This is a genomic window from Erythrobacter sp. QSSC1-22B (assembly GCF_001678665.1).
Taxonomy (GTDB): domain Bacteria; phylum Pseudomonadota; class Alphaproteobacteria; order Sphingomonadales; family Sphingomonadaceae; genus Qipengyuania.
The window spans coordinates 109,094-121,850 of the sequence record NZ_LZRP01000008.1 but is presented as its reverse complement, the minus strand read 5'-3'; the positions used below and the strand labels follow the sequence as shown (position 1 = coordinate 121,850).

The 12,757-nt window shown below is 67.1% G+C and carries 11 protein-coding genes; 9 read left to right on the top strand and 2 right to left on the bottom strand.

The window, feature by feature from the left end; all coding sequences use genetic code 11:
* Position 1 precedes the first annotated feature (1 nt).
* Complete coding sequence (locus tag A9995_RS13445) at positions 2 to 2,182, bottom strand: S9 family peptidase (RefSeq protein WP_233998218.1); 2,181 nt, start codon at positions 2,180 to 2,182, stop codon at positions 2 to 4.
* A 142-nt stretch (positions 2,183 to 2,324) separates the two neighbouring features.
* On the opposite strand from A9995_RS13445, the gene A9995_RS13440 reads away from it, so the two are divergent.
* The 6 genes from A9995_RS13440 (at position 2,325) to A9995_RS13415 (ending at position 8,170) form a co-directional block, all read left to right on the top strand.
* The gene (locus A9995_RS13440) at positions 2,325 to 4,145 is read left to right on the top strand and encodes an aminopeptidase P family protein (RefSeq protein WP_067613915.1); all 1,821 of its coding nucleotides are present in this window, start codon (positions 2,325 to 2,327) and stop codon (positions 4,143 to 4,145) included.
* A gap of 69 nt (positions 4,146 to 4,214) precedes the next feature.
* On the top strand, positions 4,215 to 4,610 hold the full coding sequence (locus A9995_RS13435; RefSeq protein ID WP_067613859.1) for a VOC family protein: 396 nt from the start codon (positions 4,215 to 4,217) through the stop codon (positions 4,608 to 4,610).
* A gap of 1 nt (position 4,611) precedes the next feature.
* Positions 4,612 to 5,013 (top strand): cupin domain-containing protein, encoded by a 402-nt coding sequence (locus A9995_RS13430; RefSeq protein ID WP_067613857.1) that lies wholly within the window; start codon positions 4,612 to 4,614, stop codon positions 5,011 to 5,013.
* Positions 5,014 to 5,182: 169 nt separating this feature from the next.
* Positions 5,183 to 5,953 carry an EF-hand domain-containing protein gene (locus A9995_RS13425; RefSeq protein ID WP_067613856.1) on the top strand — a complete coding sequence of 257 codons (771 nt, stop codon included), beginning with the start codon at positions 5,183 to 5,185 and terminating at the stop codon, positions 5,951 to 5,953.
* A 56-nt stretch (positions 5,954 to 6,009) separates the two neighbouring features.
* On the top strand, positions 6,010 to 6,741 hold the full coding sequence (locus tag A9995_RS13420) for a response regulator (protein WP_067613854.1): 732 nt from the start codon (positions 6,010 to 6,012) through the stop codon (positions 6,739 to 6,741).
* A gap of 4 nt (positions 6,742 to 6,745) precedes the next feature.
* Positions 6,746 to 8,170: an ATP-binding protein gene (locus A9995_RS13415; RefSeq protein ID WP_067613852.1), complete on the top strand. Its 1,425-nt coding sequence runs from the start codon at positions 6,746 to 6,748 to the stop codon at positions 8,168 to 8,170.
* Position 8,171: 1 nt separating this feature from the next.
* Here the strand turns inward: A9995_RS13415 and A9995_RS13410 are convergent, their stop codons facing one another.
* Positions 8,172 to 9,746, bottom strand: coding sequence for a helicase HerA-like domain-containing protein (locus A9995_RS13410; RefSeq protein ID WP_067613850.1), 1,575 nt, complete (start codon positions 9,744 to 9,746; stop codon positions 8,172 to 8,174).
* A gap of 105 nt (positions 9,747 to 9,851) precedes the next feature.
* Here A9995_RS13410 and pabB point away from each other — a divergent pair, with 105 nt between their 5' ends.
* The 3 genes from pabB to arfB are packed head-to-tail and all read left to right on the top strand — an operon-like array spanning position 9,852 to position 12,725.
* The gene (gene pabB / locus A9995_RS13405) at positions 9,852 to 11,663 is read left to right on the top strand and encodes an aminodeoxychorismate synthase component I (RefSeq protein WP_067613848.1); all 1,812 of its coding nucleotides are present in this window, start codon (positions 9,852 to 9,854) and stop codon (positions 11,661 to 11,663) included.
* Positions 11,660 to 12,316: an RluA family pseudouridine synthase gene (locus A9995_RS13400; RefSeq protein WP_067613846.1), complete on the top strand. Its 657-nt coding sequence runs from the start codon at positions 11,660 to 11,662 to the stop codon at positions 12,314 to 12,316. Before pabB ends, A9995_RS13400 begins: the two co-directional genes overlap by 4 nt.
* A complete protein-coding gene (gene arfB / locus A9995_RS13395) occupies positions 12,309 to 12,725 on the top strand; it encodes an alternative ribosome rescue aminoacyl-tRNA hydrolase ArfB (RefSeq protein ID WP_067613844.1) in 417 nt (138 codons plus the stop codon). Before A9995_RS13400 ends, arfB begins: the two co-directional genes overlap by 8 nt.
* Positions 12,726 to 12,757 lie beyond the last annotated feature (32 nt).

The window sequence follows — 12,757 nt, the reverse complement described above, 5'->3', positions numbered from 1 at the left end:
GCTACTTCGCCTCGCCCATCTGCCACAGGATGAAGGCGACTTCCTCGGCGGTCTCGTAGATCGACTGGAAGCGCCCCGACTTGCCGCCGTGGCCGGCGCCCATGTTGGTCTTGAGCAGCAGCGTGTTGTCGTCGGTCTTGGTGGTGCGCAGCTTGGCGACCCATTTGGCCGGTTCCCAATAGGTCACCCGCGGATCGTTGAGCCCCGCCGTCACCAGCAGCGGCGGATAGTCCTGCGCCACCACCTGATCATAGGGGCTGTAGGAGAGGATGTAGGCGAAGGCCTGCTTGCTCAGAATCGGATTGCCCCATTCGGGCCATTCGCCTGGCGTCAGCGGCAGATCGGCGTCGAGCATGGTGTTGAGGACATCGACGAAGGGCACATGCGCCACCACCGCGCCCCACAGCTCGGGATCGGTGTTGACCACCGCACCCATCAGCTCGCCCCCGGCGGAGCCGCCCGAGATGCTGATCTTGCCCTGCTCGGTGTAGCCCGCCTCGACCAGCCCCTTCGCGACATCGACGAAATCGTTGAAAGTGTTGGTGCGTTCATTGAGCTTGCCCGCGAGATACCATTTGCGCCCCAGATCGTCGCCGCCGCGGATATGCGCGATGGCATAGGCGTAGCCGCGATCGACGAGGCTCAGCCGCGTGGTCGAGAAGCCCGGCGGCACTGCATAGCCATAGGCGCCATAGGCGTAGAGGTGGAGCGGCCCACCTTCACCCTTCGGACGATCCTTGCGCATCACCACGCTGACCGGGACCCGGGTCCCGTCGCGCGCGGTGATCTCGAGCCGTTCGGTGGTGTAGAGCGAAGGGTCGTAGCCGCTGGGGATTTCCTGCTGCTTGAGCAGCTCGAGCTCGCCGCTAGCGACGTTATAATCGTAGACCGAATTGGGCGTGACCATGCTCTCGTAGGAAAGGCGTAGCTTGTCCTGATCGTATTCGGGATTGTCCGAGAGACCGGTATCGAAGCTGGCTTCGGCAAAGGCGACCGGCTTGACCAGTGCGGGATCCGCGTAGTCGCGGATCTGGATCTGGTCGAGGCCGCTCAACCGCCCCTCGGTGACGTAGTAATCCTTGAACAGCCCGAAATCGGTCAGGTAGAATTCGTCAGATCCGGCGATCAGCGTGTTCCATTCGCCGGGCGTCGCAAGATCGGCGGTGGCGAGCCTGAAGTTGACGTGCTCGTCATTGGTGAGGACAAAGACTTTCCCGTCGCGAATATCGACATCGTATTCGACACCCTTGCGGCGCGGGGCGACCACGATCTGCTCGCCGGTCGGGTCGTCGGCGCGCACCAGCCGGACCTCGCTGGTCTCATTGTCGCCGGTGCCGATGATCAGCCAGTCTTCCTGCGCGGAGATGCCGGCGCCGACGCGGAAACCATCGTCCTGCGTCTCGCGATAAAGCTCGACATCCTCGCTCACCGGCGTGCCGATGACGTGCAACGTTGCGTCGTGGACGCGCCAATTGTCGTTGGCGACGCCATAGACCAGCCCGCGATCCTGCATCACCCAGACCAGCCCCGACAGCGTACCGGGGATCGTGTCGGGGAGCAGTTCGCCGCTCTCGAGATCCTTGATCCGGACATCGAACCGCTCGGAGCCGTCGTCATCCGCCGAATAGGCGAGATAGCGCCCGTTGTTGCTCACCGAGAAGGCGCCAAGCCGGAAATATTCCTTGCCCTCGGCGAGCGCATTCTCGTCGAGGATCAGTTGCGCATCGCCGCCTGCCACAGGCTTGCGATAGTATTTCCGGTACTCCGCACCTTGCTCGAATTCGGACCAGTAGAGATAGTCGCCCTGCCGCTGCGGCACAGTGGAATCGTCTTCCTTGATCCGCGCCTTCATCTCCTCGAACAGCGTGTCGACCAGCGTCTGCTGCGGCTTCATCTGCGCTTCGAACCAGGCGTTCTCGGCGTTGAGGTAAGCGAGTACATCCGCGTCATCGACGGTGGGATAGGACTTGTCGTGCAGCCAGTTGTAGGGGTCGGCGATCGTAATGCCGTGGCGCGTATAGGAATGCTCGCGCTGCTCGGCGATTGGAGGAGCAGTCGGCGGGGTAACGGATTGCGGCACGGAGTTCCCTTCGGGGGTATGGACGGGGGTCTGGGTGGTGAGAGGGGCGGCGAGCGCCAGTCCGGCGGCACACAAAACACCGCCCAATCGCATGAAAGCCATCAAAGATCCCTCCCTTGAGGCGCAAGCGGTGGAAAGCCGGGCTGCGCATCGCTATGTCGGGTGGGATGATTATGCGGCTGCGACGCGCGCCGCAAGCGCCGAGTCGCATTTGCCGACCGGCCCCGATGAAAGGTCAAAACCGATGCTGATGAACACCCATGAAACCCGCCTCGACGCCCTGCGCAAGGAATTGCAGCGCCGCGACCTCGACGGCTTCGTCATCCCGATCTCCGACGAACACATGAGCGAATATGTCGGCTCCTACGCCCAGCGGCTGCTGTGGCTAACCGGTTTTGCGGGCAGCGCGGGCAGCGCGGCAGTGCTGGCGGGGCAATATTCGGGCAAGGGCGCGGCGATGTTCACCGACGGGCGCTACACCGTCCAGGTGCGCGAACAGGTCGATGCGACGCTCTTCGATTACGAGGATGTGCCCGCCACCAGTCCGGCGAAATGGATCGCCAAGCACTCCGCCAAGGGCGCGCGGATCGGCTACGACGCCTGGCTCCACGGCGTGGAATGGGCCGAAGCGGCTGCCAAGGAACTGGGCCGCAAGGGTATCGAACTCATCCCGCTCGACGCCAATCCGATCGACGCGATCTGGGAAGACCGGCCCGCGCCCTCGCCCGCGCAGGCGGTTCCGCACGAGGATCGCTTCGCCGGTCGCTCGAGCGCCGACAAGCGCAACGCAATCGCGGACTGGCTCAAGGAAGAAGGCCATGACGCGACCGTGGTCACCGCGCTCGATTCGGTCGCCTGGCTGATGAACATGCGCGGCGCCGATATCGACAACACCCCGGTAGCGCTGTCCTACGCCCTGGTCCGCGCCGACGGCACCGCCGATCTGTTCATCGTACCCGACAAGGTCTCGCCCGAACTCGCGCAGCATCTGGGGAACGCGGTGACGCTGCGCGACCGCGCCGAGTTCGTACCGGCGCTGGAGAGCCTGTCGGGCAAGAGCGTGGCGGTCGATCCGGACCGCGCGGTGGCGGGTATCTTCCACGCGCTGGAAAGGGCAGGCGCAAGGGTGAGCAGGGCGGAAGATCCAGCGGTCCTGCCCAAGGCGATCAAGACTCCTGCCGAACAACAAGGGCATCGCGACGCCCAGGCGCGTGACGGCGCCGCAGTGGTGCGGTTCCTGCGCTGGATTGCCGAAAACGCCCCTTCGGGCGAAGTGGACGAACTAGGCGCCGCCGCCAAATTGCGCGAGTTCCGTGGGCTCAGCCCGGACCTCAAGGACACCAGCTTCGACACCATCAGCGCCGCGGCGGGCCATGCCGCGCTGCCGCATTACAAGGTGGACGAGGATTCCAACATCCCGATCCCGCCCTCGAGCATCTTCCTGTGCGACTCGGGCGGGCAATATCTCGACGGAACCACCGACATCACCCGCACCGTCTGGGTCGGCCCGGGCGAGCCCAGCGCCGAGATGATCGATCGCAACACCCGCGTGCTCAAAGGCCATATCCAGCTGGCGCAGGCGCGGTTCCCGGTCGGCACCAATGGCGGCCAGCTCGACACGCTGGCGCGGATGCATCTGTGGCAGGCCGGGGTCGATTACGGCCACGGCACCGGGCATGGCGTGGGCAGCTATCTCGCGGTCCACGAGGGCCCGCAGCGGATTTCCAAATCGGGCGGCGCCTTTGCGGGCACCGACACCCCGCTGGCGGCGGGCATGCTGCTGTCGAACGAGCCGGGCTATTACAAGCCGGGCGAATTCGGCATCCGGATCGAGAATCTGGTGCTGACCGTCGATGCCGAGATCGAGGGAGCCGAGGGCGACTGGCTGGGCTTCGAGACCCTCACGTCCGTGCCGCTCGATCGCCAACTGGTCGACAAGGCCTTGCTTACAGACGGCGAGATCGACTGGTGTAACGCCTATCATGCGCAGGTGCGCACAATCCTCGCGCCGCAGCTCGAGGGCGACGATCTCGCCTGGCTCGAAGCGGAATGCGCGCCGCTGTAGGAGAACTTGTCGCAGCGGTTTTGTTCGCGTAATGTTCCTGTGGTCGCGAGTCGCGAGGGAGTGATGCGAATGCTGGGATATGTAACGGTCGGAACCAACGACCTCGAACGCGCTGCCAGGTTTTACGACGCCATCGCCGCGGAGATGGGGGTTGGGCGGATGATGGAGTTCGACAGCTTCATCGCCTGGGGCAAGATGGACGGCCCCGCCGGGATCGCCGCGACCAAGCCCTATGACGGCAAAGCTGCAAGCGTTGGTAATGGCATGATGGTGGCACTCGAAGCGGTGGACAGCGCCCAGGTCCACCGCCTCCATGCCATCGCGCTCGAACATGGCGGCACCGACGAGGGAGAACCCGGCCCACGCGGCGAGGCGGACGAGCAGGGCAATGTCTTCTACGCCGCCTATTTCCGCGATCCCGATGGCAACAAGTTGAACGCCTTCGTGATGACGAAGGCGCAATAGTGTGGCGGGGCCCGAGCGGATCGAAGAAAGCTTCGTCCACCTCGGGCCGGGCGCCACCGCGATTTCGCAACCCGCCTTCACGGGAAGCATGGAATGGTACGAGAGCTATGAACGGCGCCATGGCGCCGATGGCCCCGACGGGCGGCTGGTCTCGCAATACAGTTTCACCGAGGACTGGCCGAGCTGGGAGATGCACCCGCATGGCAGCGAGCTGGTCATTTGCACCGCTGGTTCGATGGTGCTCACGCAGGAATGGCCCGATGGCCGGCGCGAAACGGTGACGCTGGGGCCGGGCGATTATGCCATCAATCCTCCGGGCGTGTGGCACATCGCCGATGTGATCGAACCGGCGACCGCGATCTTCATCACCGCGGGCGAGGGGACCGAGCACCGGCCCCGCTGACTTGCGCCCTCACTTGCGGGGGGATGAACGCCGCGGTCCCGGCGATACAAACTGCGATAAGATCGCCCCCGGCGGGCATAATCCTGCGACACAGGCGCTGTAGAAGCGTGGTCATGAGTTGCGGTGCTGCCGCAACTCTCCCGATCGAAATGAAACGGAGTACGGCCCCATGAAGACCCCCACGAAAACCATCGCCCTTACCCTTTCCGCCGCGGCGCTCGCGCTGGCCGGCGGCAGTGCCGCGCTTGCCCAGACCAATGACCGCACCAAGGCCGACGCCAATGGCGACGGTCAGATCACGCTTGCCGAAATGCAGGCCCGGCATGGTGCGATATTCGCGCGGATGGATGCCAATTCCGACGGCGTTATCGACGCCGCCGACCGCACCGCCCGCCAGGCGGCGCGCTTCGCCGCCATGGACGCGAACAACGACGGCGAAGTTACCCAGGCCGAAATGCAGGCCGCCGGCGAGGCGCGCCGGGCCCAGCGCCAGGCCCGGCAGCAGGAACGCATGGCCGAACGCCGCGAGAAGATGGCCGAACGCGGCACGACCCGTTTCGCCCGGCTCGACACCGACGGATCCGGCGGCTTGTCGCAGGAAGAAATGAACGCCCCCCGCGAAGCCCGCGCCGATCGTGGCGAACGCGGTGACCGCGCCGAACGGCGTGGCCAGCGCGGCGACCGAATGGCCCGGATGGGTCGCGGCGGACGTGGCGGTCATGCGATGGGCGGCATGATCATGCGGACCGCCGACGCCGACAATGACGGTGCAATCACCCGCGCGGAATTCGACACCGCGATTGCAGCGCACTTCGCCCGCGTCGATGCCGATGGCAATGGCGTCATCACCGCCGAGGAACGCCGGGCCGCCCATGCCCAGATGCGCACGCAAATGCGCGAGCGGATGCAGCAGCGGCGCGCGGGCCAGGCACAGCAGTAAACCGGCGGTATAGCTTGTCGAAGCGATCGCCCCGGCGCTAGGCGCAGGGACAGCAAATGACCGATCCTGCGCCCACCACCATCCTCCTCGTCGATGACGAGGCAACCTTGCGCGAACCCCTGGCCGAGTATCTTACCGGTCAGGGGTTCGTCGTGAGCGAAGTCTCCGGCGCCGCCGCTGCGCGCAGCCTGCTGGCGACCGAACCGATCGACATCGTCCTGCTCGACATCATGATGCCAGGCGAGGACGGGTTGTCGCTGTGCCGCCATCTGGTCGAGAACCGCCAGCTGCCGGTGATCCTTCTCACCGCGCGCGGCGAGGCGACAGACCGGATCGTCGGGCTCGAGATCGGCGCCGACGATTACGTCACAAAACCCTTCGAACCGCGCGAGCTGGTGGCACGGATTCGTTCGGTGCTGCGCCGGTCGGGGCGCAATGACGCTCCCGAAGCGCCCGAGCTGGGCTACAGTTTCGACGGCTGGACGCTCGATCCGCTCAAGCAGCGGCTCGCCGATCCCGAGGGCGTGACCGTGCCGCTCTCGACCGCAGAGTTCCGCATGCTGCGCGCCTTCTGCGATCATCCCCGCCAGGTGCTCGACCGCGATCTGCTGCTCGATCTGGTCCAGGGGCGCGAGGCGAATCTGTTCGACCGCGCGGTCGACAATCAGGTCAGCCGCCTGCGCCGCAAGATCGAGAGCGACAGCCGCAACCCCGACTATATCCAGACCGTGCGCGGCGGCGGCTATCGCTTCGCCGCCGATGTCACGCGCGCCGCGATCGCGGGCTGATAGCATGCGCCTGATCCCGCGCAGCCTCATCGGCCAGACCCTGCTTGCGGTCGCGGTCGCGCTGATCGTGGCGCAGGCGATCTCGGCGGTGCTGCTCTATCGCGCCGCCGAACAGCGCCGCGACACCGCCCTGCTCAACGCCGCCGCCTTCCATCTCGTGGTGGGTTCCGCCGGTCCGCGCGGTGGCGAGGAGCGACAGGCGCGCCGGGAGATGCGCCGGATGAACGAGGGGGCGCGCAACCCGCGGCACGACCGGGCGTTGCGTCGGCTGCCTCGCCAGCTCCGCTACAGCACGCAGGATGCCTCGCCGCTCCTGCCCGGCGAAAGCCGCCACGAGGATGGCGAGGCGGCGATCGACGCGATCCTGTCGTCGCAGGGTGTCGATATCGCCGAACTGGTGGTGACCAGGCGACCGGTCGTGTCCGATCCCGTCATCGCCGCCGCCGTGGAGCGCCAGCCGCGCCTTCGCATCGCGCTGGCCGAGCGGCAGGCACTGTTCGTCGTCGGTCTGCGGCGTGAGGGCGCGAGCGAGTGGGAAGTCGCGCGAGTCGTCGATCCCCCCCGCGAAGGCCGCATTCTGGGCACGCTGCTGTTGCAGACCGCGATCCTGATTGCGGTGCTGATGGTATTGCTGTGGTTCGTCCTGCGGCGGATCACTCGCCCGCTCGGCGCGCTGGCCGAAAGCACGCGGCGGTTCTCGGGAACGGGTGCGCCCGACGCGCCGCTCGCGCTCAGCGGGCCCGAGGACATCCGGCGGCTGATCGCCGCGCACAATGCGATGCAGGCGCGGATCGGCTCGATGCTCGACGAGAAGGACGTGATGCTCGGCGCGATCGGCCACGACCTCAAGACCCCGCTCGCCGCGCTGCGCGTCCGGATCGAGGGGGTCGAGAACCCCAAGGCGCGCGCCATCATGGCCGCGACCATCGAGGATATCACCCGCACGCTCGACGAGATCCTCCAGCTCGCCCGCATCGGGCGCAGCGATGTCCCCGCCGAACGCACCGAATTGGGCGCGCTGGCGGCGTCGGTGGTCGAGGAGTTCGAGGATATGGGCGAGCCGGTGACGATGGAGCAGCAGGTCCGCCTCCCCGCCCCGGTGCGGATCACCTGGGTAAAGCGGGGCCTGCGCAACCTCATCACCAACGCCTTACGCTATGGCGGTTCCGCAGAAATCACCGTGCTGCGCGAAGGCGACTGGGCGGTACTGCGGGTCGAGGACAATGGCCCCGGCATTCCCGAGGACCGTCTTGCCGAAATGCTCGAGCCCTTCACCCGCGGCGAAGCCAGCCGCAACCGAGACACCGGGGGCGCCGGTCTGGGGCTGGCGCTGGCGCGCGCGGTGGCCGAGCAGCACGGCGGCACGCTGGTGCTCGCCAACCGGCCTCAGGGTGGCCTGCGGGCCGAATTCCGGCTGCCGACCGGCTGAGCTAGCGCATCAGCCCGCCGACGAGATTACGCACGAACCGCCCCGCGATCGCGCCACCGAAACTGCTGGCGATGGTTCCCGCCGCCGCGGTGGTGGCAGTGCGCACCGGATCGGCGCGGCTGGTCTTGCCCAATATCCGCGCCGCCAGCACGCTCGCGGTCGAACTCGCCGCTGCCCCCGCGGCGGCCTTGCCCGCGCGTTCCCACAGTGTCGTGGTCTTGCGGCTGCGCCGGCCGACCTCGACCTTCCCCGTCTGCTCGACCTCCTCAGCCGTAGCCGCGGCATCCAGCGCCTTGGCGGCAAGCACTTCGGTCGCGCTTTCGCGATCGACCGTGAGGTCGTATTTGCCCTCCACCAAGCTCACCGAATTGACGATCCGGCGTTCGTCCGCGGTGACCGGGCCAAGCCGCGAATGCGGCGGTGCGATCAGAGTGCGTTGCACCACCGAGGGCGCGCCATCTTCGTCCAGCGTCGAAACCAGCGCCTCGCCGACCTTGAGTTCGGTGATCGCACTCTCGACATCGAGCGCGTCGTTGACCCGAAAGGTCTCAGCCGCCGCCTTGACCGCGCGCTGGTCGCGCGGGGTGAAGGCGCGCAGCGCATGCTGGATGCGGTTGCCCAGCTGGCCGGCGATCTTTTCCGGGATGTCGATCGGGTTCTGGGTGACGAAATAGACCCCGACGCCCTTGGAGCGGATCAGTCGGACGACCTGCTCGATCGTGTCCTCGAGCACCGCGGGAGCCCCGTCGAACAGCAGATGCGCCTCGTCGAAGAAGAACACCAGCCGCGGCTTCTCGGGGTCGCCGACCTCGGGAAGGCTCTCGAACAATTCGGCGAGCAGCCAGAACAGGAAGGTCGCGTAGAGCTTGGGACTGCGCATCAGCCGGTCGGCGGCGAGCACGTTGATCACCCCGCGGCCGCGCTCGTCGGTGGCGATGAGATCGTCGATCTCGAGCGCGGGCTCACCGAAGAACATGTCCGCGCCCTGGCTTTCGAAGCTGAGCAATTGCCGCTGGATCGCGCCGACGCTGGGCTTCGAGACATTGCCATAGGTCCCCGACAGCGCGCCGGAATTGTCATAGGCCCAGGCGAGCATCGATTGCAGATCGCCCAGATCGAGCAGCAGCAGCCCGTTCTCGTCGGCGTGGCGAAACACGATCTGCAGCACGCCTTCCTGGGTTGCGTTGAGATCGAGCAGGCGGGCGAGCAGCAGCGGTCCCATCTCGCTGACCGTGGTGCGGATCGGGAAGCCCTGTTCGCCGTACAAGTCCCAGAACACCGCCGCATTGTCGGCATAGGCATAGTCGGCCATGTCCAGCTGCGCCGCGCGCGCCTCGAGCTTGTCGGCGTTCTTGAACTGCGGGCTGCCAGCCATGGCGACTCCCGCCAGATCGCCCTTCACATCGGCGACGAACACCGGGACGCCCCGCGCCGAAAAACTCTCGGCCAGCCCCTGCAGCGTCACGGTCTTGCCGGTCCCGGTAGCGCCCGCGATCAGGCCGTGGCGATTGGCCTGGTCGAGCCGGAGATATTGCCGTTCGCCATTGGCTCCGAGCCCCAGGAATATTCCGTCCATCGCATCCGCCCCGATTACTAAAGTCCTTGGCGCGGATGTGCGCAGGCGGGCCGCGCGGGTCAAGCGTCTCGACAGGAGAGCAGCAGCGACTAAAGGAGGCGGACGATGAGTGAGCGCACGCCCATGGTCCTGCTCGACGACGCGCGCGGCGAGGGCGCGGCGGCCGCGCTGGCGTTCGCCGCACCGCTTGCGACTTTTGTCGCCCGCCGCCCGGACGAGGTCGCCCCGGCGCTCGCCGGCGCCGATGCGGCGCGGCGCGAGTGCGGCAAGCCGCTGGCGGGCTACATTGCCTATGAGGCAGGCCTGGCGCTGGAGCCGCGGCTGGCCCCGCTCGCCGATGCGCGCTCGGGCGCCATGGGCCCGCTGGTCTGGCTCGGGCTGTTCGACGAGCCCGAACGCATCCCCGCCGCCGATATGCCCGCTTGGCTGGCTGAACGCTCCAAAGGAAAGGCCAGCCTTGGCCCGCTCGATCCGCAGATCTCGCAAGGCGCCTATAACGCAGCCTTCGCGCAATTGCAGGACGCGATTCGCGCGGGCGATATCTATCAGGCCAACCTCACGCTCCCGCTCGCAGGGGGCTTCACCGGCGATCCGCTGGCGCTCTACGCCGCGCTGCGCCCCGCGGCGCAGGCGGGCTATGGCGGGCTGGTGTTCGACGGCAATCACTGGCTGATCAGCCTCTCACCCGAACTGTTCGTGTCGCTCAAGGATGGCGAGGCCAAGGCCAAGCCAATGAAGGGCACCCGCCCGCGCGGCGCGAACGAGGCGGAGGACCTTGCGCTGGCCGAAGAACTGGCCGGGTCGGTCAAGGACAAGGCCGAGAATTTGATGATCGTCGACCTGTTGCGCAACGATCTCAGCCGGGTCGCGCAGCCGGGCAGCGTTGGTGTCGACGCCCCCTTCGCGATCGAGAGCTATCCCACCGTCCACCAGATGGTCAGCACCGTCCGTGCGCGGCTCGCCGAGGGGCATGGCGCGCAAGATTTGCTGCGCGCGCTTTTTCCCTGCGGTTCGATCACCGGCGCACCCAAGATCCGCGCGATGGAACTGATCGATGCCGTCGAACGCGATGCGCGCGGGCCCTATTGCGGGGCGATCGGGCGGATCGATGCCGATGGCGATGCCGCCTTCAACGTCGCGATCCGCACGCTGCGGCTGACCGAGATCGAGAACGCGCGCGGCAAGGCGGTGCTCGGCGTGGGCGGCGCGATCGTCGCCGATAGCGATCCGCGGGTCGAATGGCGCGAGGCACAGTTGAAGGCCGGGTTCGCGCGGGCCAGCGCCCCCGACCTTACCGCGCCCGGCTGCGAGCTGATCGAAACGATGCGGTTCGAACCCGACAGCGGGATCGCGCTGCTCGAACTGCATCTCAAGCGCGCCAAGGACAGCGCCCAGCAATTGGGCTTCGCCTTCGACCGCCACGAGGCGCGCAACCAGATCCAGGCGCTGTGCTTCGATCTCGCCGCGCCGCACGCCATCCGGCTGCGAATCGCGCGCAGCGGGGCGATCGCGCTCGAAGCACGCCATCCGCCCGCGCCATCCGACGCACCGATCGACTGCATCGTGCTGCCGATCCCGGTCGATCCCGGCGACTGGCGGCTGCGCCACAAGACCAGCGATCGCGGCTTCTACGACGACGCGCGCGATGCCGCCGCATTGGCGGGCGCGGGCGAAGCGCTGTTCCTGCGCGACGACGGGCTGGTGACCGAAGGCTCCATCGGCACCGTCTTCGTCGAGCGCGACGGCATGCTGCTCACCCCGGCTGCCGCGCTCGGCCTGCTACCCGGCGTGCTGCGCCAATCGCTGCTCGAGGCAGGCAAAGCGCGCGAAGCGGACCTCACTCTCGACGATCTCGAACACGGCTTCCTGCTCGGCAATGCGCTGCGCGGAATGCACCCTGCAAGGCTCCTGACATGACCCCCACTATTCTGTTCGAAGACGGCGAAGCGCTGGTGATCGACAAGCCCGGCGGGCTGCCGGTCGAGCGACCGCGTCGGGGCGGGCTGGCGCTCGAAGACCATTTCGAGGCGCTCAAGCTGGGCTTTCAGCGGCCGCCGATACCCGTCCATCGGCTGGATTCGGACACCAGCGGCTGCCTGCTGCTGGCGCGCAATCCCAAGTCGCTCAAGGTCTTTTCGCGCGCCTTCGAGGAACGGCTGGTCGAGAAGCGCTATCTCGGCATCCTCGCTGGCGTTCCTGATCAAACCGAAGGGGTGATCGAACTCGCGCTCACCAAGATCAGCAGCGAGGAAAAGGGCTGGCGGATGATCCCGGACCCGCAGGGCAAGCAGGCGGTCACCCATTGGCGGCTGCTCGACAGCCGCGACGGCCAATCGCTGATCGAGTTCCGCCCCGAAACCGGGCGCACCCACCAGATCCGGATCCACGCCGCCGCTGGTCTCGGCATCCCGCTGCTGGGCGATCCCGTCTATGGCGTGAAGGATGGCGTCGCGCGGACCATGCTCCACGCTGCCGCGCTCTCCGTACCGCGCCCCGGCGACAAGCCTCCGGTTTCGGCGGTCGCCCCGCTGCCTGCCGATTTTGCCGCGCTCGGGTTTTCGGATGGGTAAAATCGTCGATCGCGCGCTGGAGATCGCCGAGGAGAAGTTCATCGCTTCCTCGGGCCCCGGCGGGCAGAACGTCAACAAGGTCGCGACCGCGGTGCAATTGCGCGTCGACGTGTTCCAGATCGGCCTGCCCCCCGAAGCCTTCGAGCGCCTGAAAATTCTCGCCGGGAGCCGGCTGACGCAGGATGGCGAGATCCTGCTCACCGCCAACGAGCACCGTACGCAGGAGCGCAACCGCGAGGCGGCGCGCGTCCGGCTGGTCGCGCTGCTCGACGAGGCGCTCACCCCGCCCAAGAAACGCCGCAAGTCGCGGCTCAACCGGATCGGCAAGACCCAGCGGCTCAAGACCAAGAAGGAACGCGGCGCGGTCAAGGCCAAACGCGGCGCGGTGCGCAAGGGGACCGACTGGTGATCGCTTGACTTTGAGGGGCGATTCGCGCAATG

Excerpts from the sequence above, each read along its gene's own strand:
- pabB (WP_067613848.1), top strand. The coding sequence starts at position 9,852 with ATGAGTGAGCGCACGCCCATGGTCCTGCTCGACGACGCGCGCGGCGAG.
- A9995_RS13425 (WP_067613856.1), top strand. The coding sequence starts at position 5,183 with ATGAAGACCCCCACGAAAACCATCGCCCTTACCCTTTCCGCCGCGGCG.
- A9995_RS13445 (WP_233998218.1), bottom strand. The coding sequence starts at position 2,182 with ATGGCTTTCATGCGATTGGGCGGTGTTTTGTGTGCCGCCGGACTGGCG.
- A9995_RS13415 (WP_067613852.1), top strand. The coding sequence starts at position 6,746 with ATGCGCCTGATCCCGCGCAGCCTCATCGGCCAGACCCTGCTTGCGGTC.
- A9995_RS13435 (WP_067613859.1), top strand. The coding sequence starts at position 4,215 with ATGCTGGGATATGTAACGGTCGGAACCAACGACCTCGAACGCGCTGCC.
- A9995_RS13420 (WP_067613854.1), top strand. The coding sequence starts at position 6,010 with ATGACCGATCCTGCGCCCACCACCATCCTCCTCGTCGATGACGAGGCA.
- A9995_RS13440 (WP_067613915.1), top strand. The coding sequence starts at position 2,325 with ATGCTGATGAACACCCATGAAACCCGCCTCGACGCCCTGCGCAAGGAA.
- arfB (WP_067613844.1), top strand. The coding sequence starts at position 12,309 with ATGGGTAAAATCGTCGATCGCGCGCTGGAGATCGCCGAGGAGAAGTTC.
- A9995_RS13410 (WP_067613850.1), bottom strand. The coding sequence starts at position 9,746 with ATGGACGGAATATTCCTGGGGCTCGGAGCCAATGGCGAACGGCAATAT.
- A9995_RS13400 (WP_067613846.1), top strand. The coding sequence starts at position 11,660 with ATGACCCCCACTATTCTGTTCGAAGACGGCGAAGCGCTGGTGATCGAC.